Source organism: Streptomyces sp. NPDC013457 (assembly GCF_043089925.1).
GTDB lineage: Bacteria > Actinomycetota > Actinomycetes > Streptomycetales > Streptomycetaceae > Streptomyces.
Map to the genome: position 1 here is coordinate 1 of NZ_JBICBL010000008.1, position 18,147 is coordinate 18,147.

The window sequence follows — 18,147 nt, forward strand, 5'->3', positions numbered from 1 at the left end:
AGGAACGGACGCTTCCTTCGTACTCACCCTCTCGGGCTTTCCTCCGGGCTTTTCCCTTCGGTCTTTCGTGTTTCCAGCTTAGCAGATCCGTTTTCCGTTTCTGCCACCCGCTGGAGCGGGCTGCCGGGCTGTTCTTCGCTTTCGCGTTTCCCTTTCCGGCGGTTCCGACTCTATCAGATCCTTTCGGGCCTGATTCCCAGTCAGCGGGAGTTGTCTTCGCGGCTGTTGGGCCGTTCCGACGCTCAAACTCTAGCGGATTTCCCGGGCGGCTCATAATCGAGCCATTCGAAATGAATTTCGGCATGCCGAAATTCGTCCCGTCTGGGAGATCGTGCTGAGTAGAGGTGCCGCATCAGCGGCGGGAGTGGTTGTCGCAGAACCGTTCCGGCCCCGTGACAACTCGGAGAACACTACGGATACGGCGGGGGCGTGTCAACCCCGGTCCGGTGGCGCTCTCAGTCCAGGTCGGTGAGCCGGCCGCCCGCGTCCGGCTGGGTGTGCTCGACCCTGCGGAGGAGGCGGATCAGCATGTCGCCGAGGCCCGTGCGCTCCTCGCCGGTGAGGTCCTGGAGGAGCTCCTCCTCGAAGTCCGTCGCCATGCGCATCGCCTCGAGCCACTTCGAGCGGCCTTCGTCGGTCAGCTCCACGATCACGCGGACGCGGTTGTTCTCGTCGCGGTCGCGGGTCACCAGTCCCTCGCCCGCCATGCGGTCGATGCGGTGGGTCATGGCCGCCGGGGTGAGGCCGAGGCGCTTGGCCAGCTCGCCCGGTCCCAGGCGGTAGGGGGCTCCGGCGAGCACGAGGGTCTTGAGGACCTCCCACTCGGCGTTGCTGATGCCCAGGTCTGCCAGCTGGCGGCCGTAGGCCACGTTCATCCGGCGGTTCAGCCGGCCGAGGGCGGAGACGACCTTCTCGACCTGGGGGTCCAGGTCGCGGTACTCGCGCTGATAGGCCGCGATCTGCTCGTCGAGGGTCGGTTCCTGCGGGGGGCGCGGGCCGGACTGCTCGGGGTTGTCGGACATGCGGGGAGTATCCCACGCTCGCCGTTGGCGTTGAAGTCCTTCCATGTGTATTGTTAAGGATCTAATTTTAGTGTTGAAGTCTTCAGGGTTCAGGCCTACAGGTCTGAAGGTCTGGGGCTGCGATCGAAGTGGGTGAGCGTGACCAAGGCGATGGGTGCAGCGATGCGCCGGATCCAGGCAGGCAGCGCGCTGAGCGCGTTCGGACTCGGCTTCACCGTTCCGTACCTCTATGTGTACGTGGCTCAGGTGCGGGACCTGGGCGCGACCACGGCGGGCATCGTGCTCGCCGTCTTCGCCATGGCCGCACTCGTCGTCCTGCCCTTCAGCGGACGCGCCATCGACCGGCGCGGACCCGTCCCCGTCCTTCTCGTCGCCGCCGTCCTCGCGTCGCTCGGCGCGCTGGGCATGGGGCTCTCGGGCAGCGTGCCCGCCGTCGTGGGGTCGGCCGCGCTGCTCGGTGCCGGTACGGCCGTGATGCAGCCGGCGCTCGCGACGATGATCGTCTGGTGCTCCGACCCGGCCTCCCGGACCCGGTCCTTCGCCATGCAGTTCTTCCTGCAGAACCTCGGACTCGGTGTCGGCGGTCTGATCGGCGGCCAGCTCGTCGACGAGAGCCGGCCGGGCAGCTTCCTTCTCCTCTTCTCGATCGAAGCGGTCATGTTCCTCGTGCTCGCCGGGATCGTGCTGACCGTCCGGATGCCGGGCTCCCCCGCCCTGCAGTCCACCCGGCCGGCCGACTCCAGGGGCGGCGGCGTCCGGGCGCTCCTCGGGCACAAGGCCATGGTGCAGCTGTGCGTCCTGGGCTTCGTGCTGTTCTTCGCCTGCTACGGACAGTTCGAGTCGGGTCTCGCGGCGTACGGCACCGAGGCCGCGGGCATCCAGCCGTCGACGCTGGGGATCGCACTGGCCGCCAACACGGCCGTCATCGTCGTCGCCCAGTTCGTGGTGCTGCGCTTCGTCGAGCGCCGCCGTCGGTCCCGCGTGATCGCGGCCGTCGGTCTGATCTGGGCCGTGGCGTGGGTGATCGCCGGGTACGCGGGGCTCGGGCACGGCAGCCAGGCGATGGCGACCGCCGCCTTCGTCTCGACGTACGCCCTCTTCGGGCTCGGCGAGGCGATGCTGTCGCCGACCGTGGCGCCGCTGGTCGCGGACCTCGCGCCGGAATCGGCGGTCGGTCAGTACAACTCGGCGTTCGCACTGGTCAAGCAGCTCGCGCTGGCCGTCGGTCCGGCCGTGGGCGGGCCCATGGGGGCCGCCCTGCACGGCCCGTACATCGTGACCTTCGTGCTCTTCTCGCTCGGGATCACGTTCCTGGCGCTGCGGCTGGGCAGGCGGCTCACCCCGGTGCAGGACCAGCCGTACCTGGCGACGAAGCCCTCCCGGGTGGTGGCCCAGCACCTGCCCGAGAGGGACAGCGTCTCCGCCTGAGCCCGGCCGGGTCCTAGTCGGGCAGGGCGAACTCGCACCAGACCGCCTTGCCGCCCCCCGGCGTGCGGCGGCTCCCCCAGGACGAGGCGATCGTCGCGATGATCGAGATCCCGCGGCCCGCCTCGTCCTCCGTCTCCGCCCGGCGGCGGCGCGGCAGGTGGTCGTCCCCGTCGGTGACCTCGATGATCAGCCGCCGGTCCGTACGGCGCAGCCGCAGGCGCATGGGCGGGGTGCCGTGCTTGAGGGAGTTCGCCACCAGCTCGCTGGTGGCGAGGACCCCGAGGTCGCGCAGCTCGACCGGGAAGCGCCAGCTGGAGAGGACGCCCGAGGCGAAGGCACGCGCGCGCGGGGCCGCCTCCACTCCCCCGAGGAGCTCCAGGGCCGCGTTGTGGAACAGCTCCGCGTCCGGTCCCTTGCGGGACGGGTGCTGGACGACCAGGACGGCGACGTCGTCGTCGTGCTCGGCGGTGACGCCGAGCGAGCGCAGCAGCCGGTCGCAGACGACCTGCGGGGTGCCGAGGGCACCGGAGAGCGCGCGCTCCAGGGCGGCGACGCCCTCGTCGATGTCCTCACGACGGCGTTCGACCAGGCCGTCCGTATAGAGGACGGCCGTCGAGCCCGGCGGCAGGGCGATCGAGCCGGAGGTGTGGAGCCAGCCGCCGGTGCCGAGCGGGGGTCCGGTGGGGTCCTCGGCACGGCGGACCGTGCCGTCCTCGTCCCTGACGAGGATCGGGAGGTGGCCGGCGGAGGCGTAGACGAGCTTGCCCTCGTTGGGGTCGTGGACCGCGTAGACGCAGGTGGCGATCTGGCTGGCGTCGATCTCGGCGGCGAGGCCGTCGAGGAGCTGGAGCACTTCGTGCGGGGGCAGGTCGAGCCGGGCGTAGGCCCGCACGGCGGTGCGGAGCTGGCCCATGACGGCGGCGGCGCGCACGCCGCGGCCCATCACGTCGCCGATCACCAGCGCGGTGCGTCCCGCGCCCAGCGTGATCACGTCGTACCAGTCGCCGCCGACGGCCGCGTCCGTGCCGCCGGGCTGGTACGTGGCGGCGATGCGCAGGTCGTCGGGCTGCTCCAGCTCCTGCGGGAGCAGCGAGCGCTGGAGGGTGACGGCGGTCTCGCGGTGCCGGCGCTCGCTGGCGCGCAGCCGCTCGGCGGCCTCGGCGTGGTCGGTGACGTCGGAGGCGTGGACGAGGACGCCGCCGCCCTCGAAGCGCGGGGACTCCACCGGCAGGCAGGTGACCGTGTACGAGCCGCCCTCCCTGGTCTTGCGGGACTTGACCGTCCGGGGCTTGCCGCTGCGCAGGACCTGGTCCATCAGCGGCAGCAGGCCCAGCTCCTCGGCCTCGGGGCAGGCGTCGGCGACGGTGGCCCCGGCCGGGCGGGGGCCGAAGGCGGCGGCGTAGGCGTCGTTGACGTACGCGATGCGATGTTCGGGGCCGTGCGCGAGCGCGACGAGGCCGGGCAGGCGGCCGATGATCTCCCGCGCGGAGAAGTCCTCCAGGGCGGGGACCTCGTCGGGGAGGGGCTCAGGCTGCCGCTCGTACTCACCGCGGGCCGCGGGCACGGAGCCTTCGGTCCCCCGCGCCGCGGTACGGCGCTGCGTGCCGGGGAGTCGGGCGCTCCAACGGGTGAAGTTCACGGATCTGATGCCTCGTGGTCTGTTGGCCGTGCTGAGTCACTCTGTGCAGGTGTGAGCCCACCTATGGTCACACGTCCAGTGTGACTGACCGCACTGACATCGGTGTCAGCCGGGCTTGGGGCCGTTCTTGGGGGGCGGGGGCGCGGCGGCGAGTTCGAACTCGGCGCGCGGATGCTCCAGCGAGCCGAGCGAGACGATCTCCCGCTTGAAGAGTCCGGAGAGGGTCCATTCGGCCAGGACGCGGGCCTTCCGGTTGAAGGTCGGAACGCGGCTGAGGTGGTAGGCGCGGTGCATGAACCAGGCGGGGTAGCCCTTGAGCTTGCGCCCGTAGACGTGTGCCACGCCCTTGTGCAGGCCGAGGGAGGCGACGGAACCCGCGTAGGAGTGCGCGTACTCCTTGAGCGGCTGTCCGCGCAGGGACGCGGCGACGTTCTCGGCCAGCACCTTGGTCTGGCGCACGGCGTGCTGTGCGTTCGGCGCGCACTCGGCTCCGGGTTCGTCCGCCGTGATGTCGGGGACGGCCGCGGCGTCGCCGGCGGCCCAGGCGTGTTCGACGCCCTCGACGGTCAGCTGTGCGGTGCACCTGATGCGGCCGCGCTCGTCGAGCGGCAGGTCGGTCGCGGCGAGGACCGGCGCGGGCTTCACGCCCGCGGTCCAGACGACGGTCCGGGTCGGGAAGCGGCTGCCGTCGCTGAGGACGGCCACCCGGTCCTCGCAGGAGTCGAGCCGGGTCTCCAGACGTACGTCGATGTTGCGGCCGCGCAGCTCGCGGATCGCGTACGTGCCCATCTTCTCGCCGACCTCGGGGAGGATCCGGTTCGACGCCTCCACCAGGACCCACTTCAGGTCCTCCGGCTTGATGTTGTGGTAGTACCGCGCGGTGTAGCGGGCCATGTCCTCCAGCTCGGCGAGCGCCTCCACGCCCGCGTAGCCGCCGCCGACGAAGACGAAGGTGAGGGCGGCGTCGCGCAGGCCGGGGTCGCGGGTGGAGGAGGCGATGTCCATCTGCTCGATGACGTGGTTGCGCAGCCCGATGGCCTCCTCGACGGTCTTGAAGCCGATCGCGTAGTCGGCGAGGCCGGGGACGGGGAGCGTGCGGGAGATCGAGCCGGGCGCGATGACCAGTTCGTCGTAGGTGAGCTCGACGTTTCCGCTGCCCTCCTCCTCGGTGGCGAGGGTGGAGAGCGTCACGGTCCGCTTCGCGTGGTCGACGGCGTGGACCTCGCCGATGGTGATCCGGCACTTGTCCAGGACGCGGCGGAGCGGGACGACGACATGGCGTGGGGAGATCGAGCCGGCGGCGGCCTCGGGCAGGAACGGCTGGTACGTCATGTACGGGTCGGGCGTGACCACCACGATCTCGACGGAACCGCTTCTGAGCTCGGCCTTGAGCTGCCGCTGCAGACGCAGCGCGGTGTACATCCCGACGTAGCCACCGCCGACAACGAGAATGCGCGCAGGTTCGGTCACTGTCCCATGACGCAACGCCGTTCGGGGTTTGTCCACAGCCCCGGCAAATTGTGTGACCGGAGGTGCGCGGGGGCATGGGGTGGCGCACAGGGTGCGTACAGGGGGAACCACGCAGGTCAGGGTGGGCGTGGGGGGTGGCGTGGCGGACCGGAATCGGGAGAGTTCAGGCCCTTGCTCCGATCGGGGGGCGCACCGTACGGAACTCCCCCTTCTGAATTGACCTCGACTCAACTATGTTCGTACCTCGACGGGGTATCGGATCGCGGCGCATGGACCAGAGCGCCGCAGCCAGGTCCATGGGCCCCGTGTCAGGGCGGGGAGTCTCCGGGGGGAGACATCATGAGCGGGGGAACGCTTATGCACATGCAGGATTCACGGTGGCAGGCCGTCGTCGGGACCACGGACGGCTCGCTCGACGGTCGTGGTACGGGTGTGAGTACGGGTACAGGTACAGCGACGGACACGGGCCCGGGGCCGTCGACGGCGATAGGCCGCTCGGCGCCGCTGCGCGTGGACGCGCAGCGGAACCTGGAGCACGTGTTGCGCGCGGCGCGCGAGGTCTTCGGCGAACTCGGCTACGGGGCGCCCATGGAGGACGTGGCGCGGCGCGCCCGGGTCGGCGTGGGCACGGTCTACCGCCGCTTCCCCAGCAAGGACGTGCTGGTGCGCCGGATAGCCGAGGAGGAGACCGCCCGGCTGACCGAGCAGGCGCGTACGGCCCTGGGGCAGGAGGAGGAGCCCTGGTCGGCGCTCTCCCGGTTCCTGCGGACCTCGGTGGCCTCGGGTGCGGGGCGGCTGCTGCCGCCGCAGATCCTGCGGGTGGGCGTGGACGTCGAGGACCTGCTGCTGCCCGCGCAGGCCGGAGGCGACGCGGCCCGGGTGCCGCATCAGCGGGGCTTCTCGGACCAGACCGAGCCGCGCGTGGTCGCGCCGCGTGCCGTGCCGGGCGCGGAGCAGGACGACGCCGGTGCGGCGGCGCTCCTGGAGGTCGTCGGTCAGCTGGTGGACCGGGCCCGTGAGGCGGGCGAGCTGCGGACGGACGTGACCGTGGCGGACGTTCTGCTCGTCATCGCGACGGCGGCGCCCGCGCTGCCGGACGCGGCGCAGCAGGCGGCGGCCTCGGCGCGACTCCTGGACATCCTTCTGGAGGGCCTGCGCTCCCGGTAGTTCGCGTCGTCGAGCGCGTCGTCGAGCGGCATTGATCGCGTCATCGATCGCGTCCTGTGATGACCGACCGGTCCGGGCGGACCTTCGAGCATGGCACGAACGCATGAGCGGTTACGCCCGGATACAGGAAGTCGCCCCGGACGAGTGGTAAGTGGACGCGAGAGTTCAGCGCGTCATCGCGCTGTGGCACGCTTGGCCGGTGTTCGGGTCTGAGCGTGCATACGGGGGCTTCCGCGATGAGCGGTGACGGTCGCGACGAGCCGGTGGGCAACGGCGGAGCCACGGAGACCGGGAACCTTCCGCCCCGGCAGGTGCCGCACCAGGGCGGGCCAGGAGGCTCCTCCGCCGCGCCCGTCCCGGGACCCGCGGCCGGACCCTCCGCAGCACCCGCCGCAGCACCCGCCGGCCCCAGCGAGCCCAGCGTGCCTCAGCAGCGTGAGCACGGGGCGCCGCGGAACCTCAAGTCCGGGACCGACGCGCACGACACCGTCCTGCCGCCGCCGGTCGAACTGCCGCCCTCGGACGCCGATCTCATCCAGCTGATGCGGGACGGCGAGGACAGCGCGTACGAGGAGCTGTTCCGGCGCCACTCCGAGGCCGTGCGCCGCTATGCCCGGACGTGCTGCCGCGACGCGCACACCGCCGACGATCTGACGGCGGAGGTCTTCGCCCGCACGCTCCAGGCCGTACGGGGCGGAGCGGGGCCCGAACAGGCTGTCCGCGCGTACCTGTTGACCACGGTCCGGCGGGTGGCCGCGAACTGGACGCGTACGCAGCGGCGGGAGCATCTGGTCGAGGACTTCGCCGTCTTCGCGGCGCAGGCGGGCCACGCGGCCGAGGCCGCCGACCCCACGGTGTCCTTCGGAGCCGGCCTCGACCTCGGCGCCGACGTGCTGGCCATGCACGAGGCCGAACAGTCGCTGGCGATGCAGGCGTTCCGTTCGCTGCCCGAGCGGTGGCAGGCGGTGCTGTGGCACACCACCGTCGAGGAGGAGTCCCCGAGCGACGTCGCGCCGCTGTTCGGTCTGACCGCCAACGCCACGGCCGTGCTCGCCAGCAGGGCCCGCGAGGGCCTCAAGCAGGCCTACCTCCAAGCGCACGTCAGCCAGTCGCTCACCGCGGGAGGCGACTGCGCCCGCTACGCCGACCGGCTCGGCGCGTACGCGCGCGGGGGGCTGCGGATGCGGGCCGAACGCGGGCTGCGCAAGCACCTGGAGGAGTGCGTCAAGTGCCGGATCGCCGCCGGTGAGCTGGAGCACGTGAACGCCGGGATCCCCGCGCTGCTGCCGATCGCCGTCATCGGCTGGTTCGCCGCCGGGTACTCGCTCAAGGCCGCGGGTGTGGTGGCCGGAGGGGTCGCGGGCGCGGCCGGTGCCGGTGCGGCCGCCGCCGCGACGGGCGCCGGTTCGTCGGGTTCGGCCGGGGCCTCCTCCGCCGCCGCCGCCGAGGGGCTGGGGGCCCCCGCGAAGGCGGGCCTCGCGGCCGCGGTGGCCGTCGCCGCGACCGCCGGGCTGGTGTGGGCGCTCTCCGGAGACCCCCAGCCGGTCGCGCGGCCCGAACCCTCGCCGCCGGCCGTCGCCCCCGTCGTACCGCCGGAACCGGCACCGACACCGCCCCCGAAGCCGACTCCCAAGCCTCCGCCGCCACCCGCGCCGCCGGTCGTCGAGACGCCCGAGCCGACCTCGCCGCCCAGCCCGGCGCCGAAGCCGAAGCCGCCGGTCGAGCCGAGCCCCGCCCCGCCGCCCCGACCGAGCCCCACGCCGAAGCCGACCCCGCCGAAGCCGGCGCCGACGCCCACGCCGCCGCCCGCCTCACCGGCCGTCTACCAGGTCAACCAGCTCGAGTACGGCGTCTTCGGCGACGGCACCAGGCCCGAGGTACGGATCGGCGACAGCAGCTGGATGTGGCAGCGCGACGGTCTGTCGATCGGCGGCACCCGGTACGCGCACGGCGTGAGCGTGCACGCGCCGTCCGCGCTCGTGATCGACCTCAACCGGCAGTGCACCGGCTACGACGCGCTCGTGGGCATCGACGACCTGAGCGCACCGATCCGGGTCGGCGGCGTGCGCTTCGCCGTGTACGGAGACGGTGAGCGGCTCTGGCGCTCGGAGGTCGTCCGGCCCGGCGACCCCGCCGTACCGGTCCATGCGGACCTCGCCGGGCTGAGGTCGATCCGACTGGTGGTGGAGGAGCACACCCCGTTCGGCCGGGCCGCGGTCGCGGACTGGGCGCAGTCCCGCATCAGCTGCGCGTGAGCGGCGCCCGACGAGCCACCGCCGCTCAGGCGCCCGTCGCGTAGGCGGACGCCAGGGCGATGACCTGGGCCGGTGTCATCCGGGCGCCCTCGGCGTACACCGCCTCGCTCGCGGCCCCGCCCAGCTCCGTACGGGCCCGGGACATCAGGGTCTCCCACTCACGGTGCTCGGGGACCGAGCGCGGGAGTTCGGCGCGCCAGGTGTCGACGGCGGCCAGGACCCGTACCGCGAGCGAGAGGGCGCCGTTCGCGCCGAGCGTGGCCGCCACGCCCTCCGCGAGCGAGGCCGTGACGTAGTCGCCGCACTCTCCGTGGTGGGCGAGGCCCAGGGCCTCGACCGCCTCCGCCACGGCGGCCGGGCCCCGGCCCTCGGCCGCCGAGACGCGCGCGGAGAGCCCGACGAGGACGGCTGTGAAGTGCGGCGGCGGGGTGCCGGTGAGGGCCAGTCGGCCCGCCTCGTCCATGAGCGCGCGGGCGGCCCGCACCTCGTCGCGCTGGAGGGCGATCGCCGCCCTCATGAACAGGACGAACGCCGCCGTGTCGTTGACGTGGTGGCGGGCGGCCTCCGCCGTGGCCTCGTCCAGGCCCTTCTCGGCCGCCGCCATGTCACCGGCGCGGTAGCGGAGTTCGGCGAGGCGGGCGAGCAGGAACGGGGACTCGGCGTGCGCGCCGACCTCGCGCGCCAGACCGAGCGCCTCCTCGTACGCCTCCCTCGCCTGCTCGTGACGGCCGCGCATCATGTGCGTCTCGGCCGCGGCGCTCGCGACCTGGGCGCGCATCCAGCGGTCGCCGACCCGGCGTGACAGGGCGCGCAGCTCGACGAGGTCCTCGTCCACGCCGGGCATGTCCCCGGGCATGTCGATCACCAGGTGCGTACGGAACATCAGGGTGACGCCGATCTCCCACTCGCCGCCGTGCCGCCGGCAGGTCTCCACGGCGGTGTCGAGCATCGCGCGGATGGTGGCGGGGTTCTCGGTGAGGTAGCCGGTGAAGGGCCAGAGAAGCCCGGGGAAGCGGGCCGACTGAGGTCCGGGCCGCTCTCCGAAGGCGGTGCGCACCCGCCCTACGAGCGCGGTCGCCTCGGGGTCGTCGCGCAGGTCGGCGGCGCTGCGGCTCTCCACGGCGAGGAAGAACGACAGCATGCGCAGCTGCATGCGCGGCCAGTAGCGGGGGTCGGCCGGGCGGTCCGGGTCGGCCGGGGGCTCCGGGTCGTCGCCGAGGAGGAGGGCACGCTCGACCCAGGCCTGACCCTCGGGGCGGTAGTTGCGCAGCCACCAGAACCAGCCCATGGCGAAGACGAGACGGTGGGCGGCGGCCTCGTCGGGGGTCGTGACGATCGTGCGGTGGAGGGCGGCGCGGATGTTGTCGAGGTCGGTCTCGATCCGCCGGATCCAGGGGAGTTGCTCGCCGGAGCGGAGCAGGGGCTCGGCCCGTTCGGCGAGGTCCGTGACGTACGCGGTGTGGGCGGCCTCGGCGGCGGCACGCAGCTCGGGGCGCTCGGCGGCTCGCTCGGCGGCGTACTCGTGGATGGTCTCCAGGAGCCGGTAGCGCATCTCCCCCTCGTCGGTGGGGGTGGCGACGACCAGGGACTTGTCGACGAGCGCGCCGAGCACGTCGGCGGCGTTCGGGGCGACGGCGACGGCCTCGACTGCGGCGAGATCCCAGCCGCCGGCGAAGACGGAGACCTGGCGCAGCAGGGTGCGCTCGTCGGGGTCGAGCAGGTCCCAGGACCAGTCGACGACGGCGCGGAGGGTCTGCTGGCGGGGCAGGACGGTGCGGCTGCCGGAGGTGAGGAGACGGAAGCGGTCGTCGAGCCGGTCGGCGATCTGGCGCGGGGTCAGCAGCCGCAGCCGGGCGGCGGCCAGTTCGATGGCGAGAGGGAGGCCGTCGAGGCGGCGGCAGATCTCGTCCACGGCGCGCAGGCCTTCGCCGGAGGTGCCGGTGTCGGTGCCGGTGGTGTCGGTGTTGGTGCCGGTGTTGGTGCCGGTGTTGGTGCCGGTGTTGGTGCCGGTGAGGGCGAAGTCGGGGCGTACGGCGCGGGCGCGCTCGGCGAAGAGGCGGTGGGCCGGGTCGGGCGGCAGGGGTTCGACCGGGCGGACCGTTTCACCGGGGACGCCGAGGGGCTCGCGGCTGGTGGCGAGGACGCGCAGGTGGGGGCAGTGGGTGAGGAGGGTCTCGGCGAGGGTGGCGGCGGCGTCGACGACGTGCTCGCAGTTGTCGAGGACGAGGAGGAGGGAGCGGGGCGCGAGGTGTTCGACGAGACGGTCGGTGGGGTCGTCGTGGAGGGGCTGTCCCTCACGGGTGATCAGGTGGGTCTCGCGGAGCCGGAGGGCGGAGAGGACGGCTCCGGGCACGGCGGTGGGATCGTCGAGCGGCGCGAGTTCGACGAGCCATGCGGCGCGGGGGGTGCCGGCGGCCTCCGCCGGCCCCGGCGGCCCCCCGGGGGCCGTCGGGGCCGCGGGGGCCGGGGCCGCGGGGGCCGGGGTCGCGGGGGCCAGGGTCGCCGGGCCCGGCGGGGCCGGAGCAGCCGTCGGCGGCGGACGGCGTGGGGCCGTCGGATCCGGGGCGACGGTCCCGGCAGGGGCACCCGGCGTCGTCGGGGCCTGCCCGCCCGGTGCCGTCCCGGCCGGTGCACCCGGCCCCGTGGAGGCATGCACGGCCGGCGCCGTCGAGGCCTGTGCCCCCGGCGCCGTCCGGGCCTGCACGTCCGGTGTCGGCGTGGGCGTCCCGTCCCGCAGGGTGAGTGCGACCTCCTCGGCCAGGCGGGTCTTGCCGGAACCGCCCGGTCCGGTGAGCGTGACGAGGCGGGAGCGGGCGAGGTCGGCGCGGAGGGCGGCGAGTTCGGGTTCCCGGCCGACGAAGGAGGTCAGGCGGCGGCGGATGTTCCCGGTCTCATAAGCGGGTGGCGGAGGTGCGGCCGGCCGGAGCAGCTCCCGGTGGAGCGCGGCGAGTTCGGCGCCCGGGTCGGCGCCGAGACCCTCGGCGAGCGTGCGGCGGGCGTCCTCGTACGCGGCGAGGGCGTCGGCCTGGCGGCCCTCGGCCCGCAGGGCGCGCACGAGTTGGGCGCGGAAGCCCTCGTCGTACGGGTACACGCCGGTGAGTTCGGACAGCTCCGGTACGAGTCCCTCGACGGCGCCGCGCCTCAGGTCGGCCTCCACGCGCTGCCGTACGGCGGCGAGCCGCTGCGCCTCGGGGCGCACGCGTGCGGGGGCGGGCAGGTCGGCGAGGGCGGGCCCGCGGAAGAGGGCGAGGGCGGTACGGAGGAGTTCGGCGGCGCTCTCGGGGTCGCCGGCGTCGAGGCGGGCGCCCGCGTCCCGGACGTGCTGCTCGAAGACGTACAGGTCGATGTCGTCCGGTCTCGCGGCGAGGCGGTAACCGGGGCCGGGCATGGACTCGACGGCTTCCTTGCCCAGGACCCGGCGCAGTCGGCCGACGAGGGCCTGGAGCGCGGCGGGTGCGTCGTGCGGGGGCTCGTCGCCGTAGACGTCGTCGACGAGCTCGGGGACGGTGGCGGCACGCCCGGCCCGTGACGCGAGCGCAGCGAGCAGGGCGCGCAGCCGGGCTCCGCCCAGGGGGAGGGGCGTTCCGTGGGCGTCGAGCGCGAGGGTGGAGCCGAGGATCAGATACCGCACGCGCGCCATTGTCCCCGGGGGCGGTGCGGTGCGCCTCGGGGTTTCTCCGGGCGCGGCGCGAGGAGTCCCGTGCCCCGCCCGCTCACGCCGGCAGGGATCGCCTGCTCTCCGGGACCAGTGGTCCGACCACGGCCTGGCGGCGGCGGGGGGCCGCCGTGCCCGTCCAGCAGGTGCCGCGGCGGGCGAGGAGGCGGTGGAGCCAGAGTTCGGTGGAGACCAGGTCGGCGAGGCCGTCCAGCGGGACCGGGTCGCCGTCGGCGGCCGCGTGGAGGGCCTTGCGGACCACGCGGGCCTCGATCAGGCCCGCGTCGGCGAGGAGCGGGGCGTCGAAGAGGGCCATCAGGTGCGGGAGCGCGGCGCGCAGGCCCGCGCGGGTGGCCGCGGCGGGGACCGCCGGGTTCGGAGTGCCCCAGCCGGGCGGGAGGTCGTGGACGCCCGCGCCCGCGAGGACCGTGCGCAGGACCGACGCCCGGGCGCCGGGCTGGACCCGGAGCGATTCGGGGAGGTCGCGGGAGGCCCGTACGACCTGGTTGTCGAGGAACGGGGCGTGCAGCCGCTGGCCGCGGATCTCGGCCGCCTGTTCCAGGACCCGGTGGTCGGCCGCCGCCCGGGCGAGCGCCGCACGCGCGCGTGCCTCTCCCGGTCGCTGCACCGACGTCGGCAGGGTCGCCGCCCGGGTCAGGCGAACCGATACTTCGGCCAGCGCCTCTCCCGTCAGCCATCGCGCCGCCGGGCCCGGACGCGACCAGGTCAGCGCGGACAGGGACGCCTCCACCGGGCCGACGAAGGAGCCCGGTCCGGGCCGGTTCGCCTCCAGGAGCCGTGTCGCGGCCTCCTCGATGCCGGCGCGGTACGGGGTGCGGGCGAGCCGGCGCGCCGCGCGGTACATGGTCAGCGGGACGAGCAGCGAACCCGCGGACGGGCCCGTGGCCTTGGCGAGCGCCGTGACCGGGCGGAGCAGCGATCTGCGCCGCCGGTCCATCAGCAGGTCGGCGAGGCGCGCCGGGTGCGCGTCCAGGACCTGCCGGGCTCCCAGGCCCGTGAAGTGGTCGGCGCTGCCGCCCGCGAGCCGCCGCCGGTGGCGGTCGGCGACGACCAGAGAGGGGCCGGGCTCGTCGGTCAGCGGCCCGTCCAGCTCCGCGTACGGCAGCGCCTCCTCGCCCGCCGCCACGACCACGTGGTGCAGCCGCGGGTTGGACGCGATGGTCCGGGCCCGTTCCAGTTCGTCCTCCCGGTCCGGCCCTCCCGGCGCGGTGAGGTCGTTGAAGGTGACGGCGAGCAGCCGCTCGCCCGCGCCCGTGCCGTGCCCGAGGATCGTCCCGGGCACACCCGGCAGACCGGCCGCGAGCAGCGCGAGCGTTCCCGAGGCGCTGCCGCCCGACAGGTCCGCCCCGATGCCGGGTGCCGGGCCGCCGCCCCGGGCCGCCCGCCGCTCGGCCGGTCCCATGCCGGGCACGGGCCCCGGGTCCGGAAGGGGCGACTCCGGTGCGTGCCGGGGCGCGGTGAGCCGGGCCCGTACGGCGTCGATCAGCGCGTCCCGTACTCCCTCCACCGCCCGGCGCGGCTCGATCTCCGCCGCGGCGACGGCGAGCGAGGCCACCGCTTCGTACCCGGTGATCTCGCGTGAACCCTCGCGCAGGATCAGGGCGTGCCCGGGCGGCACCCGCTTCACCCCTTCGTACGGAGTGGAGTCGCGCAGCGCCTCGGGGGTCTCCGGGCAGGCGAGCAGGGCCGCCAGGTGTCCGATGTCGAGCTGGGCCTCGATGAGGTCCGCGAGCGGCAGGGCGGCCGTCGCGTACGCCGTGCCGCCCGCCCACGGGGTGTGGAACACCGGCCGTGCGCCCGCCAGATCGCCGGTCACGGTGATCCGGCGGCCGACCTGGACCACGGCCGTGTAGCTGCCGGCCCAGGAGGTGAGATGGCGCAGCGCGCCCCCGCGCGCGGTGAGCAGCCCGACTCTCAGCTCCTCGTCGCTCGCGGCGCAACACCCCAGTACGGCGAGGCGGGTGTGCGCGTCGATGCCGATCACGCGGACCTCGTCGGGGCGCCAGTCGCCGACCGCCCAGAGCGGATCGGGGTCACCCCAGAGCAGTTGTGCGCCCACCGGGTGCACGGTGCGCCCCTCGGCGGTCAGGCCGCCCACGGCGCCGGCCGTGCCCGTCGGTCCGAAGCTCGCGGCGACACTGCTCCAGCCCACCAGCCATCGCATCGGCGCCTCCACGTCGGTTCAGTGGAGGAACATGCTGCCACGACAACCGCGCGTGGAGGGGGCTCCGGGGTCGCGCGCGCAAACGTGAATGCGCCCCTGGCATGAGCCAGTTGTGACCGATTCACCGACCGTCGTCATTCGGCCATTCTCGATGGCGCGGAGGCGGCGCCGCGGATCTCCGGCAGTCCGGGAGGCGCTCTTCGCCTCCCGGAGCCGTCCGCCGCCCGCGGGGAATGGGGCGACGGTATCCCCCAGCCCACCGGTCCACAGCCGAGTGGGCCGACCCACGCAGGACTCATGGAAGCGCTCCCCCACCCGACCGGGCGAGAGCGCACGGCCGGGCGCACGGCCACACGACCGGGGCACGCGCCCCGAGGCGCTCCGCGAGCGCCCCCGCGACCGCCGCCGGGTACCGGACCTGGCCGACGCCACTACGCCATCTGTCGGCCATCCGTCTGTTCCCACAACAATCCCGCCATACGGAACTCCGCCCCTTAACGGTAGGGATGCGGCGAACTACGCTGTGTTTACGAATGCCGCACGCCTATGCCCGGCGTCGTGGCGGCCGTCTGGGGTCGAGGGGTGGCGTCATGTCCAGGGAGCAACGCGGGCCGAACGAAAAGCTCGGCACGGTTCTCGCCCTCGCGGGAATCAGCAACGCCGGCCTCGCCCGGCGGGTCAACGACCTCGGCGCGCAGCGCGGTCTGACGCTTCGCTACGACAAGACGTCGGTGGCCCGGTGGGTGTCGAAGGGCATGGTGCCGCAGGGGGCGGCGCCGCATCTGATCGCCGCCGCGATCGGCCAGAAGCTCGGCCGTCCCGTGCCGCTGCACGAGATCGGGCTCGCGGACGCCGATCCCGCGCCCGAGGTGGGTCTCGCCTTCCCGCGTGACGTCGGAGAGGCGGTCCGCTCGGCGACCGAGCTGTACCGACTCGATCTCGCCGGCCGCCGGGCCGGCGGAGGCGGCATCTGGCAGTCCCTGGCCGGCTCGTTCGCGGTGAGCGCCTACGCGACGCCGGCCTCCCGCTGGCTCATCACGCCCGCCGACTCCTCCGTGGAGCGGATGGTCGGGCCCGTCGAAGGGCCGGCGGCCGAGGGGCCCGAGGCCGGCGCCCACGCGCGCGTGGGCCACAGCGACGTCGCCAAGCTCCGCGAGGCGGCCGAGGACGCGCGCCGCTGGGACTCCAAGTACGGCGGCGGGGACTGGCGTTCCTCGATGGTCCCCGAGTGCTTACGCGTCGACGCGGCGCCACTGCTGCTCGGCTCGTACTCGGACGAGGTCGGCCGGGCCCTGTTCGGGGCGACCTCCGAGCTGACCCGGCTGGCCGGCTGGATGGCCTTCGACACCGGCCAGCAGGAGGCCGCCCAGCGCTACTACATCCAGGCGCTGCGCCTCGCCCGCGCCGCCGCCGACGTGCCCTTGGGCGGCTACGTCCTCGCCTCCATGTCGCTCCAGGCCACCTATCGGGGATTCGCCGACGAGGGCGTGGACCTCGCCCAGGCCGCCCTGGAGCGCAATCGCGGGCTCGCCACCGCCCGCACCATGTCCTTCTTCCGGCTGGTCGAGGCCCGGGCCCACGCGAAGGCCAACGACGGGACGGCCGCCGCGGCCGCGCTCAAGGCGGCCGAGGGCTGGCTGGAGCGCTCACGGGAGGGCGACGCCGATCCGTCGTGGCTGGGCTTCTACTCGTACGACCGGTTCTGCGCGGACGCCGCCGAGTGCTACCGGGACCTGAAGGCGCCGCGTGAGGTCCGCCGCTTCACGGAGCAGGCGCTGTCCCGGCCGACGGAGGAGTTCGTCCGCTCGCACGGGCTGCGGCTCGTGGTCTCGGCCGTCGCGGAGCTGGAGTCGGGCAATCTGGACGCGGCCTGCGCGGCGGGCACGCGCGCGGTGGAGGTGGCGGGCCGCATCTCGTCCGCCCGCACCACCGAGTACGTACGGGATCTACTGCACCGCCTCGAGCCGTACGGGGACGAGCCGAGGGTCATGGAACTGCGGGAGCGGGCCCGGCCCCTCCTGATGGCCCCGGCGTGAGGCGTGTCCCACGGGGTTTAGCGGCTTTGTCAGTGGGCCAGTGCACTATCGGGGTGGGAGGTGGTGCAGGTGTCCACGCACGACGTCGACTGCGACGTGCTCGTGATCGGCGGCGGGATCGTCGGTCTGTCGACGGCGTACGCCCTGACCCGCGCCGCGCCGGGCACCCGCGTCACGGTCCTGGAGAAGGAGCACGGCCCGGCCCGCCACCAGACCGGGCGGAACAGCGGAGTGATCCACAGCGGGATCTACTACCGGCCGGGCTCTTTGAAGGCGCGGTTCGCCGTCGCGGGCGCGGCCGAGATGGTCAAGTTCTGCGCGGAGTACGGCCTGCCCCACGAGGTCACCGGAAAGCTGATCGTCGCCACCGGGCGGGACGAGCTGCCCCGCCTCCACGCGCTCGTGCAGCGCGGCCGGGAGAACGGCATCCCGGTGCGGGAGCTGGGCCCGGCACAGATCACCGCGTACGAACCGAGCGTGCGGGGCCTCGCCGCGATCCATGTCGGCACGACCGGCATCTGTGACTACGGGGCGGTGGCGGCCCAGCTCGCCGAGGCCTCCGGCGCCCGGATCCTGTACGGCTCCGAGGTCACCGCCGTCGACCGGCGGCCCTGGGGCGTCGCCGTCCGCACGGCGGCCGGGACGGTCGTGCGCGGCCGGGTGATGGTGAACTGCGCGGGGCTGCACTGCGACCGGGTGGCGCTGCTCGCCGGCGACGAGCCGGGCATGCGGATCGTGCCCTTCCGGGGCGAGTACTACGAGCTGGCGGACCCCTCCCTGATCCGGGGCCTGGTCTATCCGGTCCCCGACCCGGCCTTCCCCTTCCTCGGGGTGCATCTCACCCGCGGTGTCGACGGCGGTGTGCACGTGGGGCCGAACGCGGTGCCGGCGCTCGCCAGGGAGGGATACGACTGGTCGGTCGTACGCCCCGGTGACCTGGCGGGGACGCTGGCGTGGCCCGGGTCGTGGCAGATCGCGCGGGACCACTGGCGGTACGGAGCGGGTGAGCTGCGCCGGTCGCTGTCGAAGCGGGCCTTCACGGAGGCGGTGCGCCGGCTTCTCCCCTCGGTGGAGGAAACGGATCTGCGCCGTGCTCCGGCGGGCGTGCGGGCGCAGGCGGTGCTGCGGGACGGGACGCTGGTGGACGACTTCCTGATCCGCGAGGCGCCGCGGACGGTCCACGTCCTGAACGCGCCGTCGCCCGCGGCGACGGCGTCCCTGCCGATCGGCCGCGAGGTGGCCCGCCGGGCCCTGGCACTGCTGTAGCCGGACGGCCTTCCGGACCGCGCC

The 18,147-nt window shown here is 74.1% G+C and carries 10 protein-coding genes; 5 read left to right on the forward strand and 5 right to left on the reverse strand.

Annotation, left to right across the window (positions count from 1 at the left end; all coding sequences use genetic code 11):
• Positions 1–455: 455 nt before the first annotated feature.
• Complete coding sequence (locus ACF1G2_RS21745; RefSeq protein ID WP_361759205.1) at positions 456–1,022, reverse strand: MarR family transcriptional regulator; 567 nt, start codon at positions 1,020–1,022, stop codon at positions 456–458.
• Between the two features lie 150 nt (positions 1,023–1,172).
• Here ACF1G2_RS21745 and ACF1G2_RS21750 point away from each other — a divergent pair, with 150 nt between their 5' ends.
• Positions 1,173–2,450 (forward strand): MFS transporter, encoded by a 1,278-nt coding sequence (locus ACF1G2_RS21750; RefSeq protein ID WP_391800206.1) that lies wholly within the window; start codon positions 1,173–1,175, stop codon positions 2,448–2,450.
• 13 nt (positions 2,451–2,463) lie between these two features.
• On the opposite strand, the gene ACF1G2_RS21755 is transcribed toward ACF1G2_RS21750, so the two are convergent.
• Together ACF1G2_RS21755 and ACF1G2_RS21760 are read right to left on the reverse strand one after the other, a co-directional pair.
• Entirely contained in the window at positions 2,464–4,089 is a 1,626-nt protein-coding gene (locus ACF1G2_RS21755) for a SpoIIE family protein phosphatase (RefSeq protein WP_391799855.1), read from the reverse strand.
• 105 nt (positions 4,090–4,194) lie between these two features.
• The gene (locus ACF1G2_RS21760) at positions 4,195–5,559 is read right to left on the reverse strand and encodes an NAD(P)/FAD-dependent oxidoreductase (protein WP_391799856.1); all 1,365 of its coding nucleotides are present in this window, start codon (positions 5,557–5,559) and stop codon (positions 4,195–4,197) included.
• 357 nt (positions 5,560–5,916) lie between these two features.
• On the opposite strand from ACF1G2_RS21760, the gene ACF1G2_RS21765 reads away from it, so the two are divergent.
• Together ACF1G2_RS21765 and ACF1G2_RS21770 are read left to right on the forward strand one after the other, a co-directional pair.
• Positions 5,917–6,726 carry a TetR/AcrR family transcriptional regulator gene (locus tag ACF1G2_RS21765; RefSeq protein WP_391800207.1) on the forward strand — a complete coding sequence of 270 codons (810 nt, stop codon included), beginning with the start codon at positions 5,917–5,919 and terminating at the stop codon, positions 6,724–6,726.
• Between the two features lie 236 nt (positions 6,727–6,962).
• A complete protein-coding gene (locus ACF1G2_RS21770; RefSeq protein ID WP_391799857.1) occupies positions 6,963–8,981 on the forward strand; it encodes a sigma-70 family RNA polymerase sigma factor in 2,019 nt (672 codons plus the stop codon).
• 25 nt (positions 8,982–9,006) lie between these two features.
• On the opposite strand, the gene ACF1G2_RS21775 is transcribed toward ACF1G2_RS21770, so the two are convergent.
• Both ACF1G2_RS21775 and ACF1G2_RS21780 read right to left on the reverse strand, forming a co-directional pair.
• Positions 9,007–12,612, reverse strand: coding sequence for a BTAD domain-containing putative transcriptional regulator (locus ACF1G2_RS21775; RefSeq protein ID WP_391799858.1), 3,606 nt, complete (start codon positions 12,610–12,612; stop codon positions 9,007–9,009).
• An 82-nt stretch (positions 12,613–12,694) separates the two neighbouring features.
• Positions 12,695–14,821 carry an asparagine synthase-related protein gene (locus tag ACF1G2_RS21780; RefSeq protein ID WP_391799859.1) on the reverse strand — a complete coding sequence of 709 codons (2,127 nt, stop codon included), beginning with the start codon at positions 14,819–14,821 and terminating at the stop codon, positions 12,695–12,697.
• 590 nt (positions 14,822–15,411) lie between these two features.
• Here ACF1G2_RS21780 and ACF1G2_RS21785 point away from each other — a divergent pair.
• On the forward strand, positions 15,412–16,857 hold the full coding sequence (locus ACF1G2_RS21785) for an MFS transporter (RefSeq protein WP_391799860.1): 1,446 nt from the start codon (positions 15,412–15,414) through the stop codon (positions 16,855–16,857).
• 69 nt (positions 16,858–16,926) lie between these two features.
• Positions 16,927–18,123, forward strand: a complete 1,197-nt coding sequence (gene lhgO, locus ACF1G2_RS21790; RefSeq protein WP_391799861.1) for an L-2-hydroxyglutarate oxidase — start codon at positions 16,927–16,929, stop codon at positions 18,121–18,123.
• Positions 18,124–18,147: the final 24 nt, after the last annotated feature.

Excerpts from the sequence above, each read along its gene's own strand:
- ACF1G2_RS21745 (WP_361759205.1), bottom strand. The coding sequence starts at position 1,022 with ATGTCCGACAACCCCGAGCAGTCCGGCCCGCGCCCCCCGCAGGAACCG.
- ACF1G2_RS21750 (WP_391800206.1), top strand. The coding sequence starts at position 1,173 with ATGGGTGCAGCGATGCGCCGGATCCAGGCAGGCAGCGCGCTGAGCGCG.
- ACF1G2_RS21765 (WP_391800207.1), top strand. The coding sequence starts at position 5,917 with ATGCACATGCAGGATTCACGGTGGCAGGCCGTCGTCGGGACCACGGAC.
- ACF1G2_RS21770 (WP_391799857.1), top strand. The coding sequence starts at position 6,963 with ATGAGCGGTGACGGTCGCGACGAGCCGGTGGGCAACGGCGGAGCCACG.
- ACF1G2_RS21780 (WP_391799859.1), bottom strand. The coding sequence starts at position 14,821 with ATGCGATGGCTGGTGGGCTGGAGCAGTGTCGCCGCGAGCTTCGGACCG.
- ACF1G2_RS21785 (WP_391799860.1), top strand. The coding sequence starts at position 15,412 with ATGTCCAGGGAGCAACGCGGGCCGAACGAAAAGCTCGGCACGGTTCTC.